At 33.2% G+C, this 17,770-nt stretch carries 18 protein-coding genes; 9 read left to right on the forward strand and 9 right to left on the reverse strand.

The window, feature by feature from the left end:
* Window positions 1-71: 71 nt before the first annotated feature.
* The 3 genes from NU08_RS00375 to NU08_RS00385 form a co-directional block, all read right to left on the reverse strand.
* The gene (locus tag NU08_RS00375) at window positions 72-293 is read right to left on the reverse strand and encodes a DUF2795 domain-containing protein (RefSeq protein WP_007138072.1); all 222 of its coding nucleotides are present in this window, start codon (window positions 291-293) and stop codon (window positions 72-74) included.
* 286 nt (window positions 294-579) lie between these two features.
* Window positions 580-1,149 (reverse strand): cob(I)yrinic acid a,c-diamide adenosyltransferase, encoded by a 570-nt coding sequence (locus NU08_RS00380; protein ID WP_129745076.1) that lies wholly within the window; start codon window positions 1,147-1,149, stop codon window positions 580-582.
* Window positions 1,150-1,232: 83 nt separating this feature from the next.
* A complete protein-coding gene (locus tag NU08_RS00385; protein ID WP_129745078.1) occupies window positions 1,233-1,925 on the reverse strand; it encodes an ABC transporter ATP-binding protein in 693 nt (230 codons plus the stop codon).
* A 291-nt stretch (window positions 1,926-2,216) separates the two neighbouring features.
* On the opposite strand from NU08_RS00385, the gene NU08_RS00390 reads away from it, so the two are divergent.
* Window positions 2,217-2,876: a DUF6565 domain-containing protein gene (locus tag NU08_RS00390; protein WP_129745080.1), complete on the forward strand. Its 660-nt coding sequence runs from the start codon at window positions 2,217-2,219 to the stop codon at window positions 2,874-2,876.
* 57 nt (window positions 2,877-2,933) lie between these two features.
* Here NU08_RS00390 and NU08_RS00395 read toward each other — a convergent pair whose 3' ends face one another.
* The 4 genes from NU08_RS00395 to NU08_RS00410 all read right to left on the reverse strand — a co-directional run bounded on the left by NU08_RS00395 (window position 2,934) and on the right by NU08_RS00410 (window position 7,236).
* A complete protein-coding gene (locus NU08_RS00395; RefSeq protein WP_129745082.1) occupies window positions 2,934-3,725 on the reverse strand; it encodes an O-methyltransferase in 792 nt (263 codons plus the stop codon).
* 22 nt (window positions 3,726-3,747) lie between these two features.
* A complete protein-coding gene (locus NU08_RS00400; RefSeq protein WP_129745084.1) occupies window positions 3,748-4,218 on the reverse strand; it encodes an FKBP-type peptidyl-prolyl cis-trans isomerase in 471 nt (156 codons plus the stop codon).
* Window positions 4,219-4,318: 100 nt separating this feature from the next.
* Window positions 4,319-6,181: an ABC-F family ATP-binding cassette domain-containing protein gene (locus NU08_RS00405; protein ID WP_129745086.1), complete on the reverse strand. Its 1,863-nt coding sequence runs from the start codon at window positions 6,179-6,181 to the stop codon at window positions 4,319-4,321.
* A gap of 89 nt (window positions 6,182-6,270) precedes the next feature.
* Window positions 6,271-7,236 (reverse strand): T9SS C-terminal target domain-containing protein, encoded by a 966-nt coding sequence (locus tag NU08_RS00410; RefSeq protein ID WP_129745088.1) that lies wholly within the window; start codon window positions 7,234-7,236, stop codon window positions 6,271-6,273.
* 152 nt (window positions 7,237-7,388) lie between these two features.
* Between NU08_RS00410 and NU08_RS00415 the strand changes: the two genes are divergently transcribed.
* Window positions 7,389-8,807: an undecaprenyl-phosphate glucose phosphotransferase gene (locus tag NU08_RS00415; protein WP_129745090.1), complete on the forward strand. Its 1,419-nt coding sequence runs from the start codon at window positions 7,389-7,391 to the stop codon at window positions 8,805-8,807.
* Between the two features lie 6 nt (window positions 8,808-8,813).
* Here the strand turns inward: NU08_RS00415 and NU08_RS00420 are convergent, their stop codons facing one another.
* Window positions 8,814-9,551 carry a tyrosine-protein phosphatase gene (locus tag NU08_RS00420; RefSeq protein WP_129745092.1) on the reverse strand — a complete coding sequence of 246 codons (738 nt, stop codon included), beginning with the start codon at window positions 9,549-9,551 and terminating at the stop codon, window positions 8,814-8,816.
* 111 nt (window positions 9,552-9,662) lie between these two features.
* On the opposite strand from NU08_RS00420, the gene NU08_RS00425 reads away from it, so the two are divergent.
* Window positions 9,663-10,853: a DUF5009 domain-containing protein gene (locus NU08_RS00425; protein WP_129745094.1), complete on the forward strand. Its 1,191-nt coding sequence runs from the start codon at window positions 9,663-9,665 to the stop codon at window positions 10,851-10,853.
* Between the two features lie 291 nt (window positions 10,854-11,144).
* On the opposite strand, the gene NU08_RS00430 is transcribed toward NU08_RS00425, so the two are convergent.
* Window positions 11,145-11,723 (reverse strand): hypothetical protein, encoded by a 579-nt coding sequence (locus tag NU08_RS00430; protein WP_129745096.1) that lies wholly within the window; start codon window positions 11,721-11,723, stop codon window positions 11,145-11,147.
* 157 nt (window positions 11,724-11,880) lie between these two features.
* On the opposite strand from NU08_RS00430, the gene NU08_RS00435 reads away from it, so the two are divergent.
* The 6 genes from NU08_RS00435 to NU08_RS00460 all read left to right on the forward strand — a co-directional run bounded on the left by NU08_RS00435 (window position 11,881) and on the right by NU08_RS00460 (window position 17,700).
* Window positions 11,881-13,029, forward strand: a complete 1,149-nt coding sequence (locus NU08_RS00435; RefSeq protein ID WP_242502466.1) for a hypothetical protein — start codon at window positions 11,881-11,883, stop codon at window positions 13,027-13,029.
* Between the two features lie 31 nt (window positions 13,030-13,060).
* Complete coding sequence (locus NU08_RS00440; RefSeq protein WP_129745098.1) at window positions 13,061-14,224, forward strand: glycosyltransferase family 2 protein; 1,164 nt, start codon at window positions 13,061-13,063, stop codon at window positions 14,222-14,224.
* 84 nt (window positions 14,225-14,308) lie between these two features.
* Window positions 14,309-15,664 (forward strand): dihydrolipoamide acetyltransferase family protein, encoded by a 1,356-nt coding sequence (locus tag NU08_RS00445; RefSeq protein ID WP_129745100.1) that lies wholly within the window; start codon window positions 14,309-14,311, stop codon window positions 15,662-15,664.
* Between the two features lie 221 nt (window positions 15,665-15,885).
* Complete coding sequence (locus NU08_RS00450; RefSeq protein WP_129745102.1) at window positions 15,886-16,656, forward strand: 3'-5' exonuclease; 771 nt, start codon at window positions 15,886-15,888, stop codon at window positions 16,654-16,656.
* 88 nt (window positions 16,657-16,744) lie between these two features.
* A complete protein-coding gene (locus tag NU08_RS00455) occupies window positions 16,745-17,356 on the forward strand; it encodes a fumarylacetoacetate hydrolase family protein (protein ID WP_129745104.1) in 612 nt (203 codons plus the stop codon).
* A complete protein-coding gene (locus NU08_RS00460) occupies window positions 17,356-17,700 on the forward strand; it encodes an Hpt domain-containing protein (RefSeq protein WP_008468078.1) in 345 nt (114 codons plus the stop codon). Before NU08_RS00455 ends, NU08_RS00460 begins: the two co-directional genes overlap by 1 nt.
* Window positions 17,701-17,770: the final 70 nt, after the last annotated feature.

Below are 17,770 nucleotides of genomic sequence, written 5' to 3' on the forward strand. Positions count from 1 at the left end.
TTTATTATATAATATGTATTTGAACCAAAAAAAAAGTCTCTATGATGAGACTTTTTCCTTTGGTTTATTTTTTAATATTCATCCTCATTCCAAAGATAATCTTCGTCTGTTGGATAATCAGGCCAAATTTCTTCCATTGATTCATATATCTCCCCTTCATCTTCGATTGACTGAAGGTTTTCTACTACCTCTAATGGAGCACCAGCTCTAATGGCGTAGTCAATAAGTTCATCTTTGTTAGCAGGCCATGGCGCATCACTTAAATAAGATGCTAATTCTAATGTCCAATACATCTGTTATCTGTTTAGTTTGTGCAAAAATAAATTTTTTACTGAAAAAGACAAGTAAATTTTGATTTATTTTAATAAAATTTAAGAACGTCTTTTTTTAAATCCCAAAAATGAATTTTAAATCCCAAAATTTAAATTCCAAATTCCAATCAAAAGCCTTTAAATACCAGTGATTTAAACTCCAAACTCCAATTTGTAATTGAAGATTTTTTTCTTTTTTTAAATTCGAAAAGAATTTAATTTTTCCTTTGGAATTTAGGATTTCAAAAATTTGGAATTTCCAGAAAATTTATTTTCTGGGTATCCATTTCACTTCATCCGCTTTTAAGTCTGAGGACAACTTTCGTGCCAAGACAAAAAGGTAGTCAGAAAGTCGGTTTAAGTACTGTATTGCTATTTCCGGAACGTGTTCATTGTGACTTAAATGCACTGCTAAACGCTCTGCGCGACGGCAAATACAGCGTGCTATATGACAATGTGACACGGTTGGATGGCCACCAGGTAAAACAAAATGAGTCATTGGCGGAAGGCTTTCGTCCATTTTATCTATTTCGTTTTCGAGTAATTCGATATCCGAACCAATTATTCCGAGATTTTCCAAGCGAAGTTTTCCGTTTTTTAAAACTTCTTTCTCTTGTGGAGTTGCCAAAATGGCACCAACTGTAAAAAGACGATCTTGAATTTCGATTAAAATGGTTTTGTAATGCGAATCCATTTCCTGATCGCGAATTAATCCGATATAAGAATTTAATTCGTCAACAGTTCCATAACTGTCAATGCGGATATGGTCTTTTGGTACACGGGTTCCTCCAAAAAGGGCCGTTGTGCCTTTATCTCCAGTTTTTGTATATACTTTCATTTTTTTTTAAGATGCTAAGGTTCTGAGATACTAAGATTCTAAGTTTCCTCTTTTTGCGATTAAACGATTAACCAAATAAACGATTAAACAGTTTTTCTCGTGTCGCTTTCAATTAAACCATCTCTTAAGCGAATAATTCTGTGCGCGTAAGCGGCAATATCTTCTTCGTGAGTTACCAGAATTACAGTATTTCCTTGTGCGTGAATATCTCCAAAAAGTTTCATGATTTCTACAGAAGTTTTACTGTCTAAGTTTCCTGTTGGCTCATCGGCCAGAATTATAGAAGGCTTGTTGACCAAAGCGCGGGCAACAGCAACACGCTGGCGCTGTCCTCCAGAAAGCTGATTGGGCTGGTGATCCATTCTGTCGGCAAGATTAACCTGTTTTAAAACTTCAGTTGCGCGGGCCATTCTTTCAGATTTTCCGTAACCGGCATAAATCATTGGCAAGGCAACATTATCTAAGGCAGTTGTTCTTGGTAAAAGATTGAAGGTCTGAAAAACGAAACCAATTTCTTTGTTTCTAATTTCGGCCAATTCATCATCTTTCATTTTGCTGACATCTTTTCCATTTAAAATATAACGACCCGAAGTTGGCGTATCTAAACAGCCCAATAAATTCATTAATGTAGATTTTCCTGATCCGGAAGGTCCCATTAAAGCAACATATTCGCCTTTTTGTATTTCTAGATCTATTCCCTTTAAAACATAAACTATCTCATTTCCTAAAGTAAAATTTCGTTTGATGTCGGTTATTTTAATTAATGGTTCAGCCATTTTAGTTTACAATTTTGGATTTAAAAGTACAAAACACTTTTGAATAAGTAGTTGATAATTGGTTTTTGTTACAAATCGTTTTGGCGTATAAGAAAACCGAGATAATTAATAAATAGATTTTTTTAAACAAAAAAGGTTATATAATTCAGATTTAATTTTGCGTAATTCTCATTATTTGTGATAATTTATAGTTTTAAAATGTTTTTTATTTTAAAAATGTGATAATAATGTAATTTATTGGAATTGGTATTAAGTAAATTTGAATATATCAATTAATTAATAACTAAGATTATGAAAAACATAAAAATAACTACAGGAATTGCAGTATTAGTATTAGCATTAACATCATGTAAAGATGAAAAACAAGAAAGAGCTCAGAAAACAGTAGAAAGTTATGTAGTGTATGTTGACTCTGTTAAAAATGTTGCGGCTGCCGATTTGAAAGATAATTGGAAAAGTGTAGAAGCTGAATACGACAGAAGATCTCAAGAAGCTCAAGCTGCTTTGGCTGATATCAAAGACAATGCTGCTGCGACTGAAAAAATAAATGCAAGTAAAATTAAATACGAAGAATTTAAAAAAGAATTGACCGCCCAATTTGCCCCTCCAGTTCCTAGTCCGAAACAGCAATTAAGAGATGCTTTGTTTGGTGCAGGAAAAATTGGTGATGATATGAATTTTAATTGGGTAAATGCCCAAAATATTCATAGCGTTTATCAGCAGTTTGTTCATACTGTAGAAAATAATAAAGACAAATATTCTAGAGAAGACTGGGATGAAGTTAAATTAATGTATGAAGCTCTTGACAGCCGTAAAAATACAGTTGAGAAAGAAGGTTTATCAGCCGAGGATAACAGAAAAATTGCTGGTTTGAAAATTAAGTTTGCACCAATGTACACGGTAAACAGAATGGGAGCTAAATCTGAAGAAAATAAAGAAGCTAAAAAATAGACTTTTAAAAATTTTGAATTAGAAATGAAAAAGACGATCAGAAATGATCGTCTTTTTTTATGCTCGTATTATAAAATGTTCTTTCGGCTGTTCTCGTCTAAAAAATACAAATCCCCATTGAAAAGTGTCAATTGTGACTTTTACTTTTGGATGATTTTTAATCATTCCCCAAGCTTCTTCCATGTCTTCTGACCAATGAATATCATCGAAAATCCAAACAGAATCATTGTTGATTGTTGGCAATAAAAGTTCAAAATAAGCTAAAGTGGCTTTTTTAGAATGATTTCCGTCAAAATATATTAAATCGAAGTTTTCAGTCTCAGTTTTCAGTCTCAGCTGAATATCTTGAAGATAATTTTCAAATTCTGTTACAACTGAATCTACATTATGGCAATCAAACGCTGCGAATTGATTTTGAGCAACATTTGCCGTATTCGGACAGCCTTCTAATGTAATAACTTTTGCATTTTTATTTCCTAAAGCCAATGCAGCAGTCGCCAAACCTAAAGAAGTTCCAATTTCTAATACATTTTTAGGTTTGAAATAATTGGAAACTCTAAATAACAATTCAGCACGTTTTGGCGAAATTCCTGCTGTTTGCGCAATTTTAGAAATCTGTCTTCTGTTTGATTTAAAAACTCTCGATCCTGCTCCAAAATCAGTCATTTCAATGAAGTTTTTATTCTCTAAAAGCGTTTTTCTATACTTTTTAAGAATCTCATATTCTGGTTTAGATTTCTTATCATAAAAACATTTTGTAAGCAGACTAAAAACAAATGGCGAATGAACCGCGTGTTCGTTTTTAGAATGCCAAAGAAATTTTAAATAAGATTGTATTTGAAACAGCACTCTTGAATGTTTTGTTCTTCTATTAATTTACTGAAATTAGTTTTATTTCAAAAATTAGTACAGAGCCCGCAGGGATGTTCTCAACTTTGCTGCTTCCATACCCTAAATGCGCGGGAACAAACAAAATACCGCTTCCGCCTTCTTTAAAAAATGATAACCCTTGCTGCCATCCTAATATTAATTTGCTTAATGGAAAAGTTGCTCCAGAAGCATTCTGATCAAAAACAGTTCCGTTGGTAAGGGTGCCTTTATAAGTAACAGTAACATTTGACTGCGATGTAGGTTGCTTTCCGGTTCCTTCTTCTGTAATAATATAATGTAAACCAGTACTCGTTTTTTGTGCTGTTAGATTATTTTTAGTCAAATAATCTGTAATTTCTTTTTCGTTTTCAACACTATAGTCTATTTTATCTGGAATTCTTTCTAATCCTGAGTCACTTGTGCAAGAAATAAAAAATGTAAGAATAGAAAATGCTACTAATAATTTTTTCATGTGGTATTTATTTTTAAAAGTCGTAAATATATAAATTAGTTTTTTAGTTGCAGTCATGGTTTTTAGATATTAACATTCAAACTTGGTGTCTGAAATAAAACTATCCTTCAAGCTTAGCAGAAAGTTCAAACCAGCGTTCTTCTTTTGCTTCTATTTTGTTGATTATATTTTGAAGTTCATTGGCTTTTTTTTCGATATCAGCATCGGCAACTTTTCCGTCAGAGAATAATTGTTCGATTTTAGCTTTGTCAGCTTCGAGATCTTTAATTTCTCTTTCGATTTTCTGATATTCTTTTTGTTCGTTAAAGCTTAAATTTCCAGTCGGATTATTTTGTTTCCAATCTTTCTTTTCAGCTTTGTTTTCTTCTTTTTGAGCAACATCGGCACTGTCTTCATAAGCACGGAAATCAGAATAGTTTCCTGGGAAATTTTCTATTTCGCCCTGTCCTCTAAAAACAAATAAATAATCGACAATTTTATCCATGAAATAACGGTCGTGAGAAACCACCAATAAACATCCAGGATAATCTAAAAGGAAACTCTCCAAAACGTTCAACGTAACAATATCCAAATCGTTTGTTGGTTCATCGAGAATCAAGAAGTTTGGATTCTGAATCAAAACCGTACATAAATACAAACGTTTTAATTCACCACCACTTAATTTCTCCACATAATCATATTGTTTTTTCGCGTCAAAAAGAAAACGCTCTAACAATTGTGAAGCCGAGATAATCTTTCCTTTAGTCAGCGGAATATATTCTCCGTATTCTTTTATAATGTCAATAACACGCTGGCCTGGTTTCGGGTTGATTCCTGACTGCGTATAATATCCAATTTTAATAGTGTCTCCTTTTACAACGCGCCCGCTGTCTGGCGGAATTGTTCCTGTAAGCAGGTTTAAAAAAGTAGATTTTCCAGTTCCGTTTTTACCGATAATTCCGATTCTTTCGCCACGTTGAAAATCAAAACTGAAATTATCCAAAATAACACGGTCTTTGAATTTTTTAGAAAGTTTATGAAGCTCGATAATTTTGCTTCCCATTCTTTCCATATTAATTTCAAGCTCAACTTTGTTTTCTTTTCGTCGGCTTTGCGCTTTTTCTTTAATAATGTAAAAGTCATCCTGACGCGATTTAGATTTGGTTGTTCTCGCTTTTGGCTGACGGCGCATCCATTCTAATTCTTTTACAAAAAGGTTTTTCGCTTTGTCAATACTGGCATTTTCAGAAGTAATTCTTTCTTCTTTTTTCTGCAAGTAATAAGAATAATTTCCTTTGTATTGGTATAATTTCCCGTTGTCTAATTCTATAATTTCGTTGCAGACACGCTCCAAAAAGAAACGGTCGTGCGTTACCATAAACAGCGTAATGTTTTCTTTAGCAAAATAACTTTCAAGCCATTCAATCATTTCTAAATCTAAATGGTTGGTTGGTTCATCTAGAATCAATAAATCTGGGCGATTGATTAGAATTATTGCCAATGAAAGACGTTTTTTCTGCCCTCCAGAAAGATTTTTTACTTTAAGTTTAAAATCTTCCAGTTTTAATTTAAAAAGAATCTGTTTGTATTGCGTTTCAAAATCCCATGCATTATGCTGATCCATGGCGTCGAAAGCTTTTTGGTAAGCTTCTTCGTCAGAAGGATTTTCTAAAGCCTTTTCATAAGCTTCAATAACTTTAAGCGTTTCATTGTCTGAAGCGAAAATACTTTCTTCAATCGTAAGTTCATCCTGAAGATTGTTGTCTTGCGAAAGAAACGCCATTCTGATTCCTTTTCTTAAAACAACTTGTCCTGTATCTGGTTCTTCCAATCCGTTAATGATGCTCATCATCGTGGTTTTTCCAGAACCATTTTTGGCAATAAAAGCGATTTTTTGGTCCTTGTTGATTCCAAAAGAAATGTTGTCAAAAAGGACTCTTTCGCCAAATGACTTCGATATATTTTCTACAGATAAGTAATTCACTTTGTAAGTATAAGTTATAAATTATGAGTTATGAATGTTTCTAAAACATAACTTTCTGCAAAAGTAAACTATTATCTTGCATTTGCGAATTATTTATGGAGATACGAACCCAATGCAGAACTCAAATCTAAATAATGAATTTGCTGCGGATTGTTTAAAACAGGTTTGCGAACCAAAGATTCATTCGTAATAAAATAATGAAGACCGTCTTTTGTTGCAATTCCTTCTACTTGATGAAAAGGAAGTTTTAAATCGATGCGTCTTTTGTTTCCAGACAAAAAATCCTGATTTTTAAAATCGTAAATCAGATATAAAAACGGTTTTCCAACTTTGGTATAGCCGCACAAAGTAATGAGTTTTTTATCTTCCAAATAAGTGGCGCCAGTAACCAGTCCTTTGGTATCGAGAGTTGCTTTCAATTTTGCGTTTTGTGTTCCTTCTTGTTTCGACAAAACATAAATATTGGTTTTAGACGATTTCCATTGTTTGGCAAATAGGTAAATACTGTCTTTAGAAACAATAAAAGCTTCGCAGTCAAAATCGGTTTTGTTAGGTTTTGAAGGAGAAAAATCGGTTTGATCAGAATAGGCAAACGAAATAGTTTCAATATTAGGACTGTCTTCCATAAAAGATTTTTTTTCGATTTTAAGAATTTTCAAATCCGATCTGTTTCCAGAATAATTATTTCCAAAATCTCCAATATAAATATGAGTATCATCTTGTGATATTTCTTCCCAGTCGTGATTTACTGCGTGTTCCAAAATGATTTTCTTTTTGATTTTTCCTAAAGAATCTAATCCGTAAATCGTTTTGTCATGATCGTCATTATGTGTCCAAAACAGATTTTCAAAATTAATTAATCCAGAAGTTTCTTTTAACGAATCACTCAGTTTAAAAGAATATTCAGGCTTTATTTTTAGGTTTTTGTAATTGCAGCTTCCATCATTTTGTCCAAATGCAATATTGTAATTTTCTGCCTGCGGATCTGTACAGCCAGAAGTTTGGGAATAAACTGAAAAGGTGATGGTCAGAAAGAAAAATAGAATTTTTAGCATGAGTGCAATGTTAAGTCTGCATAAGATAAAAGTAAAGTTTTAAATAAATAGAATGAAATAAGTATTAAAAAAATATAATTTAAGTGTTATTTTGCATTCACTTTAAGTGTAAAAGTCTTTTTTATTCTTTTGGATAAAACGAAGCCCCCGCAATGAAAATTTTACAAAAATTATCACATTACCGTATTTCTCGTTATTACAAACTTTTGTTTGTAGTAGTTGATATTGTATTATTAAATCTTGCGACTATTCTTTCTGCATTGGCTAGATTTGGCAATTTAGAAAAACTTTTATCTAAAGACGAAAGAACCATTTCGCTTTTGGCTGTTTTAATATGGGTTGCTTTACTGCTCCAAAAAGATTCCAATCGAAGCGTGAGGGTAGAACCAATAGAATCGATCTTATGGAGAACAATCAAAAAAATTTCTATTCATGCGGCCTTAGTGTCGATATTTGTCGTTTACCTAAAATACGTTGATATTTCAAGACTTCGCTTGGTTTATTTTTATCTGATATTTTTTGGATTGCTAATGATTTCGCGCTATTTTTCAATGAAGCTTTTAAAATATGTTCGCGCAAAGGGGTACAATTTTAAAACTTTTATAATTGTAGGAGCCAATAAATCAGGTGAAAAAATTCGAAAAGTGCTTGCAAAAGATCTAACGTTCGGATATCGTTTTTTGGGTTTTTTTGATGAAACAGAAAATAATCAAGATGTTGATTCAGATTTAATTGTTGGAAAATTCGATGACGTTGAAAAGTTTGCTGTCGACAAAAAAATTGACGAAATGTATGTGGCGCTGCATATTGACAATATCGAAATCATTAATGAATTGACCAGAATTTGCGAACAAAATATGATTCGTATCAAATTCATTCCCGATTTTCAGCTTTATACAAAAGCAAGCAAAGTAGAAGTTGCTTTTTATGAAAATACGCCAGTTTTAATGTTTCGTCCTGAACCTTTAGAATTTGCTTCAAACAGACTTTTAAAGAAAGCATTTGATGTTTGTTTTTCAAGTCTGGTCATTTTGCTTGTATTTCCGTGGCTTTTCCCGATTATTATGCTCATTATAAAATTGGAATCGCCAGGGCCTGTTTTTTTTAAGCAGGAAAGATCAGGAAGAGACAACAGATCGTTTATGTGCATAAAGTTTCGAAGTATGTATGTAAATGGTATGGCTCATAAAAAGCAAGCTGAAAAAGGAGATAGCCGAATTACCAAATTTGGTGCTTTTATCCGAAAAACGAGTATAGACGAACTGCCGCAATTTTTTAATGTCTTTCTTGGCGATATGTCTGTCGTAGGTCCAAGACCTCACATGGTTAATCTTGCAAAAGAATATAGCGATCTTATCAATAATTATTTGGTACGTCAATATGCTAAACCTGGAATTACTGGCTGGGCGCAGGTCAATGGTTTTCGAGGAGAAACAAAAGTCTTAAGCGATATGGAAAACAGAGTGGAATATGATATTTGGTATATCGAAAACTGGAGTTTTCTGCTTGACATTAAAATTATTGTAAAGACTATTATCAATATTTTTAAAGGTGAAGAAAACGCCTATTAAGCTTTTTTAGAATTTAAAAAACTGATTATTAGCAATAACTTCTTTTAAAGGAGCAAGATTTTTAATTTTTATTTTGTCTTCAAAAGCGGCAATATGCTTTTTATGATGAACATCGGTTCCACAAAAATTATACATTCCTTTTGCTAAAAGATCGTCGGCAGTTTTAGCAATCTGCGATCCATAATATTCTACTGTCGAAAGCAGATTCAATTGAAAAAGACAGCCTGCATTTTTCAATTTTTCATATTCCGAAAACTTATTGTGGTAAAAAACATATCGTTCAGGATGCGCCAAAACCGGAATGTAACCCGCTACTTGTATCTCAAAAATAGTTTTGTAAATATTTAGTGGAGCATTTAAATATGACATTTCCACCAAAACATAATTGTCTTTTAAAGCCAGCAATTTTTCTTCTTTAAAATGATTTTCGAACCAGCTGTCAATAAAATATTCGGCTGCAGCCTGAACGGGCATTTTAATTTTATTTTCTTCTAGTGTTTTTTGGGTTTCTTTGAGTTTAGACTGAATAATTTCAGGAGAATTATCCCAAACATAATGGTTGATATGCGGCGTTGTTACCATTTGAGAAACTCCAAGTTTTTGCAAAGCCGAAACCAATTCAATTGATTTTGTTATGTTTTTTGCTCCATCATCAATTCCTGGCAAGATATGAGAATGAATATCGACAAAAGTGCCATCAAGCAGTTCTTTTAATGCGGGTTTCGATTTGAGGAATGAAAGCATGTAACAAAAATGTATAAATCAGTTTTATAACGCGCAAAATTAATCTAGAATTTGTAACAAGACATTTTAGAATTATGTTATATTTGATTTTTAGTAAAAAAGTAAAAAATTATGAAAATAAAAGAGAATTTGTTTAATCAGCGTATTATTTCCATTGATGCTTTGCGTGGAATTACCATTTTTGTAATGATTTTTGTAAACGAACTTGCAAGTATTCAAAATGTGCCTCAATGGATGAAGCACATGCCCGCAGATGCTGATGCAATGACTTTTGTTGATTTAGTTTTCCCTGCTTTTTTATTCATCGTCGGAATGTCGATTCCGTTTGCTTTTAATGCCCGACTTATAAAAGGAGACAGTCCAAAAACAATCTGGACACATACTTTAAAAAGAGCAATTGCACTTATTGTAATTGGTGTTTTTATGGTCAATGCCGAATATGGATATGATGCCACTAAAATGATTATTGCACCAGCATTTTGGGGACTTTTGGCTTATAGTATGCCAATCCCGATTTGGAATAAATATCCAAAAGATTTTCCTCTTTGGTTAAAAAACGTATTGCAATACGGAGGAATTTTAGTTCTCATAGCACTTTATTTTATATATGTTCAAGATACGGGAGATCGCGGAATGACGCCAAAATGGTGGGGAATTCTCGGTTTGATAGGTTGGGCGTATCTTTTTACAGTTATTTATTATTGGCTGGTTTCAGGTAATTTATGGGCTATGATTGCTCTTTTGGTTTTTGCTGTGGTTATGAACTCTCTTAATTTAACCGAAAACTCTTTTGTTCGAACTACTTCTTGGTTGAGTTTTATAGCGGGACATCTTACGCATGTTTCTTTGACTTCGGCAGGAATAATCATTTCTTTATTGTTTTTTGATCGAAAAATAAATTCCAAAATCAACTGGCCGGTAATTGGCTTTGTTGTTCTGTTTACTGTAACAGCAATTCTGCTTCGTCCTTATTTCGGAATTTCAAAAATAAAAGGAACGCCATCGTGGACAATGTTCTCTGCAGCGATTTGCACCGCTTTGTTCTATTTTCTGTATTGGCTGATGGAAGTTAAAAAACAAACCAAATGGAGCGAATTCTTTATGCCTGCAGCGGCAAACCCATTATTGATTTATATTTTGCCAGGCGTTATTTATTATTTCTGTAAAGCTTTCAACCTTCATATTATACCGGGATATTTTAGAGTGGGAGTTCCAGGAATTTTGTGGTCTTTAGTGTTTTCAATAATTATGCTTTTTGTAATGAAAATTTTAAACAGATATAAAATTCAGTTGCATCTTTAAGGTTTCAAGTTTCAGGTTTCAAGGTGATGAACTTTACCGCAAGTGCGCAAAGAATTACGCAAAGTGCACAAAGATTTTTTTCTAACGCAAAGCTCGCAAAGGTTTACGCAAAGTGCGCAAAGATTTTTTAAGCAAAATGTTTATAAACACAAAGTTCGCAAAGCTATGTCAACACAAAGCTTTGCGAACTAAAATATTCTCAAAGTATAACATGAAGTAAAAAAAATCTTAGCGTACTTTGCGTTAAAAATTACGCGTTCCAACAAAACCTGAAACCTGAAACAAAAAAAACTAATATATAACCGATTTAATCTTTAGAACCGAACCAGAAACAGGGTTATAATTAACAAAATTGAATTTGCATAAATTGTGGATATTCAAAAGTTTTCCGTAAGGAAGTTCATCTTGTCTAAAATCTGACCAAGGAATTTTTACGGTAGAAAAATGTTTTGGAGAAGCGGGAATACTTACTCTTGGATGTGAACCTCCATGCACACAACCCGTTCCCTCGTCATTTCCCTCTCTTGCCTGTAGTTTTATAATTTGGGTTGATTGATAAGTAATTTCCACCAATTTAGAATCATCAGAAAGATCGGTCGGAACACCATCATTGGTTTCAGAAGGCGTAATCATGACATTCAATTCTATTTCCCCCTTCGGATTGTCTTTTGCTGTAACAGCAACAATTCCTTTTTCTAGTCTAATTTTGTTTATTTCTTCTTCGCTTTCTATTGCAGGCCCAGCAATAAACCATTTATTCGATTTTACAAGATTTACTCCATTCTTTTGATGCTTTGCAGAAAAACCAAAAAGCAACAGTAATGGTAAAAATATAAAAATTCGTAGCGTTTGCAAGTTTTTCAAAATCATAAGTTTATCATTTCAAATATAACTTTTTTGCTTCATTCAAAAATCTTTTTAATTCAGATAAAATTTTGATTTTATTCTTAATAAAATTTTAAATTTGTAAGAGACGGTTTTTAAGATATTGTGCGTGAATAGTTTAAGAATTATATACATCTTAGTTTTGTTTTTAATAGGATCGTTTTGTCAGGCTCAAAATGATAGTACAGCCGTGGGAACTCGAGATATCTTAGATGTTATTCATAAAATTTTTGATAAACAGGATACAATTCGTCCAGATAGAAAACGAAAGCTAACTTTTTCTTTGTTGCCTGTTCCAGTTGGTGTTAATTCTAGCAATGGTTTGGTGGTTTCTTTTCTGACTACCTTTTACTTGGGAGATGCAGAAAAAACTAAAATGTCTCAAATTACCTTTTCGCCTTATTTTAGTTTCAGCAATCAGTTTGTATTTCCGATTCAATCTTATATTTATACAAGTGACAATAAATGGAATCTTATTGGAGATTATCGGTATATGATTTATCCTCAGGATACTTACGGATTGGGCGCGGACAATTCTGATAAAGAAATGTCAACTCTCGATTACAAACAGTGGCGTTTTTATCAATTTATAACAAGGCAGATTGTAGGAAATTACCGTTTGGGAGTTGGTTTTCTTTTCGATAATTATAAAAATATTTCTGAAGAATCTTATATAGACGGAGAAACCGATTATTATAAATATATGAATGGCGATTATTCCGATGAGACTTCTTTCGGATTTGCAATTCAAGGTTTGTATGACTCAAGAGAAAATATTATTAACCCAGAACAGGGTTTATATGTCGAAGCCGATTTACGGCTCAATACCAGCGGAGTAGAAGATGACAAGTGGCAGTCTATCTATTTTGATGCCCGAAAATACCATTCTTTTAGTAAAACCAAACATCGGGTTTGGGCTTCTAGAGCTTTTTTTTGGTCCACTTTTGGAGGAAAACCACATTATCTGGATTTGCCAAGTATTGGCTGGGATCGTGAAGGAAAAACGGGCCGCGGATTCACCAAAAATAGATATCGAAGCAATGCTTTAATTTATTTTGAAACCGAATACAGAACCGATATAAGCCGAAACGGATTTTTTGGCGCTGTTTTTTTTACCAATGTTTCGTCAGTTTCCAAACTTGATACGTATGAATTTAAAAAATGGAATCCTGCGGTTGGAACCGGAATTCGTATTAAATGGAACAAACGCAACGGCAGTAATTTGGCTTTGGATTACGGAATCAGTAAAAACGACTGGTCGTTGCGCTTAGGGTTATCAGAAAATTTCTAACTTCGGCCAAAATCTACAGACTCAATTATTCATGCAGTTATCGGTTGTTATTTTAAACTACAATGTGCGTTACTTTCTCGAATTATGCCTTTTAAGTGTTCAGGAAGCAATTGCGTCAATCGATGCAGAAATTATCGTGGTGGATAATAATTCATCAGACGGAAGTGTTTTGATGATGAAACAAAAATTCCCAGACGTAAAATTGATTGAAAACAAAGAAAATTTTGGTTTTCCAAAAGGCAACAATATTGGTGTTCGTCAAGCGAATGGAAAATATGTTTGCATTCTAAATCCTGATACTGTTGTTGCAGAAGATACCTTTACAAAGATTCTGGCTTTCGCCGAAAGGCAAAATAATCTCGGAATCATTGGCTGTAAATTAATTGATGGAACTGGAGCATTTCTGCCAGAGAGCAAACGCGGAATTCCAACGCCATGGGTTGCCTTTACAAAAATATTAGGATTGTATAAAATCTTTCCTAAAACCAAACTTTTTAATCAATATTACGCTCAACATCTCAATGAAAATGAAACAGGAAAAGTCGATATTCTTGTTGGCGCTTTTATGTTTTTAGAAAGAAAATTGTATGGAGACTTGAATGGTTTTGATGAAAACTGTTTTATGTATGCCGATGATATTGATTTGTCATATCGTGCTTTGCAAATGCAAAAAACAAATTATTACTTTCACGAAACCACTGTTTTGCATTATAAGGGAGAAAGCACCATAAAAGACGAAAAATATATGATGCGTTTTCAGGAAGCTATGAATTTCTTTTATCAGAAACATTTTAAGAAATCGCAGTTCTTTAGTATCTTTATTCAAATTGGGGCTTTTTTGTTTTCTATTGCTAAAATGTTTCAAGGAAAACCAAAAGAAAACCCATTGCCGGAAAGTTATTTTTTATACTCCGAAAATGAGAATTTCGCTAAAAAACTGGCTTCGATTTTGGAAAATAAAGTTGCTTTTTTAGATTTCAAAGGAGAAAAAATGGTAAATTCGTGCCTAATTTTAAAGGGTAAAAAGGCAGAGATCATTTTGGATAATCACTATATTTCATTCAAAAAATGTATCGAAATCATAGAAACTCTTAAAGATAAGCAGGTTACTTTTAAAATTTTTCCCAAAAATACGGGTTTTATTATTGGAAGTAATTCAAGGAATGACAGAGGGCAAATCGTGAAAATTGAGTAAAAAATTATATTAAGTGTAATTTATATTTAAAAATTTCATTAATTTCGCAATCTGAAAATCAAAAACATCTTTTAGATTAACAATATGGCAAGATTTGAATTAAAGCTTCCTAAAATGGGAGAAAGCGTCGCTGAAGCAACCATTACAAACTGGTTGAAAGAAGTTGGAGACAAAATTGAGGCTGATGAAGCCGTACTCGAAATTGCAACAGATAAAGTTGACAGCGAAGTGCCTAGTGAAGTATCAGGAATTTTAGTTGAGCAATTGTTTGGTAAAGATGATTTAGTGCAAGTGGGGCAAACTATTGCCATTATTGAAACTGAAGGCGGAGAAACAGCAACTCCAGAAGCTGTAAACGCAGTTCAAGAAACTGCTGCTCCTGCAGAAGCTGCCGAAATCGAAAAAACAATCGAATCGGTTAAAGAAACGGTAACTTCTCATGATTTCTCAGGATCAGATAAATTCTTTTCTCCTTTGGTAAAAAATATTGCAAAAGAAGAAGGTCTTTCTTTAAGTGAACTTGAAAATATTGCTGGTTCTGGAAAAGACGGACGAGTAACAAAAGAAGATATTCTGAAATATGTAGAGGCTCGTAAATCGGGTTCTGTTCAAGCGCCTCAAACAGTTGAAGCTCCAAAAGTAGTTGTTGAAACTCCAAAAACTGAAGCTCCAAAAGCAGTTGAGCCAATTGTTCAAAAAAGCCAACAAGCGGTTCCAGTTTCTGTAAACGGTGCTGACGAAATTGTTGAAATGGACAGAATGCGTAAGTTGATTTCAGGTTATATGGTGGCTTCGGTTCAGACTTCGGCTCACGTACAATCTTTTATTGAAGTTGACGTAACGAATATTGTGAAATGGAGAGATAAAGTAAAAGCTGCTTTCGAAAAAAGAGAAGGTGAGAAATTGACTTTTACTCCAATTATGATGGAAGCTGTTGCAAAAGCTTTAAAAGATTTCCCTGGAATGAATATTTCAGTTGACGGAGATTATATCATTAAAAAGAAAAATATCAATTTAGGAATGGCGGCGGCATTGCCAAACGGAAATTTAATTGTTCCTGTAATTAAAAATGCAGATCAATTGAATTTGGTTGGAATGGCAAAAGCGGTGAACGATTTAGGAAACCGTGCAAAAGCTGGAAAACTAAAACCAGACGATACTCAAGGTGGAACTTATACTGTAACGAATGTTGGTACTTTTGGAAGTGTTTTCGGAACGCCAATTATCAATCAGCCACAAGTAGGTATTCTAGCGCTTGGAGCAATTCGTAAAGTTCCTGCGGTTATCGAAACTCCAGAAGGAGATTTTATCGGAATACGTCAGAAAATGTTCTTGTCACACTCTTACGATCATAGAGTAGTTGATGGAGCTTTGGGAGGAAGTTTTGTGAAAAGAGTAGCAGAATACTTGGAAGCTTTTGATGTCGATAGAGATTTCTAAAAATCGATTATAAAATAAATTCAAATCCGATAGGTTTAAGACTTGTCGGATTTTTTTCTTTTGTAAGAAAAGAATTAAGTGGAAATGCGTGGTAAGGTTGTGAGCTTATTTTGGAAAAAGTTAAAATCACAAATTGAAAGCTTTTTTTAGGCAAAAAAACTTAGAATAAGGGAAGATATTCCGCTTTAAAAATTACATTTGTAAACTTATAAAAATTAGAAATGGAATTAAAACTTAACAAACCAATTTGCTTTTTTGATCTCGAAACAACGGGAATTGATATCGGTAAAGATAGAATCGTAGAAATTTCAATATTCAAAGTTTTTCCTAACGGAAACAAAGAAAGTAAAACTTGGCTGGTAAATCCAACAATTCCAATTCCTCCACAAACAACTGCAGTTCATGGCATCACTGATGAGAAAGTAGCTAATGAGCCAACCTTTGCAGAACTTGCTCCGCACATTCATAATATGATTAAAGATAGTGATTTGGGCGGATTCAACTCAGATCGTTTCGATATTCCGCTTTTAGCAGAAGAATTGCTTCGTGCAGGAGTCGATTTTGATATGAAAAACAAAGTTTCTGTAGATGTTCAGACTATTTTTCATAAAATGGAAGAGCGTACATTAAGTGCTGCATTTAAGTTTTATTGCGGAAAAAGTTTGGATAATGCTCACTCTGCAGAAGCTGATACAATGGCAACTTATGAAATTTTAAAAGCTCAGTTAGATCGTTATCCGGAATTAGAAAATGATATGAAGGCATTGTCTGAATTTACAACTCGTAAAAAAATAGCAGATTTTGCAGGAATGATCGCTTTTGATAAAGATGATGAGGAAATTTTTACTTTTGGAAAACACAAAGGGGCAAAGGTGGAGAAAGTTTTAGAAGCAGAACCAGGATATTTCAGCTGGATTCAAAATGCTGATTTTCCGTTGTACACCAAAAAAGTTTTGACAGCAATTAAATTAAGAAAATTAAATACGAAATAAGTTTCTAAGATGCTAAGGTTCTGAGATTCTAAGTGTTTTTAGATTCTTAGTGTCTTAGCATCTCAGTATCTTAGCAACTTGAAAAAGAATGAAAATAGTTTGTGTCGGCAGGAATTATGCCAATCATATCGAAGAGTTGAAAAACGAGCGTCCGAGTGAGCCTGTTGTTTTTATGAAGCCTGATTCTGCTGTTTTGCTGAAGCAGCATCCGTTTGTTATTCCCGAATTTTCAGAAGATGTTCATCATGAAATTGAAATAATCGTAAAGATTAATAAAGTCGGAAAATATATTGAGCCGAAATTTGCTCATAAATATTATGATGATATAAGTGTAGGAATTGATTTTACTGCGAGAGATTTGCAAAGTAAATTGAAAGAAAAAGGACTTCCGTGGGAAAAAGCTAAGGCGTTTGACGGTTCAGCGGTTATTGGAGATTTTTTGCCAAAAACTGACTTTGTTTCTATGGAAAATCTTAATTTTGAATTGAAAACAAATGGTGAAACAGTTCAAAAAGGAAATTCAAGCATGATGCTTTGGAAGATTGATGAATTAATCTCTCATGTGTCTCAGTTTTTTACTTTAAAAATTGGAGATATTATTTTTACAGGAACGCCGGCAGGTGTTGCAGCTGTAAAACCAAATGATGTTTTAGAAGGCTTTTTAGAAGATAAAAAATTATTCAGAATACAAGTAAAATAATGGCTTTAAAGTACAACCTTTCGAAAGTATATGCGCTTTCAGATAACGATCCTGAATTTGTAAATCAAATTTTAACTTTATTTGTTACAGAAGTTCCGGAAGATTTAAAACAAATTAAAGAAGGAATTAAAAAGAAGGATCACAAATATGCCTATTCGTATGCGCACAAAATAAAGCCAACATTAGACTTAATGGGTTTAAATGTGGCTTTTGAAGAAATCTTGCAGGTAGAAGCATGGACAAAAGCCGAAGGCAAGAAAAAAGATATTATCGAAACTTTTAAAAGTATTAAAGTACAGGTAAAAGAAGCGATTAAAGAAATTAAGAAAGATTTTGATCTTTAATATAAAATTTGGCTTATTCCTGATTTCTTTAAATTAAGGAATAAGTCAAAATCATTTTTTAAATTTTGTA

This window comes from Flavobacterium anhuiense, assembly GCF_004151235.1.
GTDB lineage: Bacteria > Bacteroidota > Bacteroidia > Flavobacteriales > Flavobacteriaceae > Flavobacterium > Flavobacterium anhuiense_A.

What these genes read in the sequence shown, in the direction of transcription:
- NU08_RS00425 (WP_129745094.1), top strand. Translation starts at nt 9,663, where the DNA reads ATGAAAATAAAAGAGAATTTGTTTAATCAGCGTATTATTTCCATTGAT.
- NU08_RS00390 (WP_129745080.1), top strand. Translation starts at nt 2,217, where the DNA reads ATGAAAAACATAAAAATAACTACAGGAATTGCAGTATTAGTATTAGCA.
- NU08_RS00385 (WP_129745078.1), bottom strand. Translation starts at nt 1,925, where the DNA reads ATGGCTGAACCATTAATTAAAATAACCGACATCAAACGAAATTTTACT.
- NU08_RS00375 (WP_007138072.1), bottom strand. Translation starts at nt 293, where the DNA reads ATGTATTGGACATTAGAATTAGCATCTTATTTAAGTGATGCGCCATGG.
- NU08_RS00420 (WP_129745092.1), bottom strand. Translation starts at nt 9,551, where the DNA reads ATGCTTTCATTCCTCAAATCGAAACCCGCATTAAAAGAACTGCTTGAT.
- NU08_RS00450 (WP_129745102.1), top strand. Translation starts at nt 15,886, where the DNA reads ATGGAATTAAAACTTAACAAACCAATTTGCTTTTTTGATCTCGAAACA.
- NU08_RS00380 (WP_129745076.1), bottom strand. Translation starts at nt 1,149, where the DNA reads ATGAAAGTATATACAAAAACTGGAGATAAAGGCACAACGGCCCTTTTT.
- NU08_RS00460 (WP_008468078.1), top strand. Translation starts at nt 17,356, where the DNA reads ATGGCTTTAAAGTACAACCTTTCGAAAGTATATGCGCTTTCAGATAAC.
- NU08_RS00445 (WP_129745100.1), top strand. Translation starts at nt 14,309, where the DNA reads ATGGCAAGATTTGAATTAAAGCTTCCTAAAATGGGAGAAAGCGTCGCT.
- NU08_RS00400 (WP_129745084.1), bottom strand. Translation starts at nt 4,218, where the DNA reads ATGAAAAAATTATTAGTAGCATTTTCTATTCTTACATTTTTTATTTCT.
- NU08_RS00440 (WP_129745098.1), top strand. Translation starts at nt 13,061, where the DNA reads ATGCAGTTATCGGTTGTTATTTTAAACTACAATGTGCGTTACTTTCTC.
- NU08_RS00410 (WP_129745088.1), bottom strand. Translation starts at nt 7,236, where the DNA reads ATGCTAAAAATTCTATTTTTCTTTCTGACCATCACCTTTTCAGTTTAT.
- NU08_RS00415 (WP_129745090.1), top strand. Translation starts at nt 7,389, where the DNA reads ATGAAAATTTTACAAAAATTATCACATTACCGTATTTCTCGTTATTAC.
- NU08_RS00430 (WP_129745096.1), bottom strand. Translation starts at nt 11,723, where the DNA reads ATGATTTTGAAAAACTTGCAAACGCTACGAATTTTTATATTTTTACCA.
- NU08_RS00455 (WP_129745104.1), top strand. Translation starts at nt 16,745, where the DNA reads ATGAAAATAGTTTGTGTCGGCAGGAATTATGCCAATCATATCGAAGAG.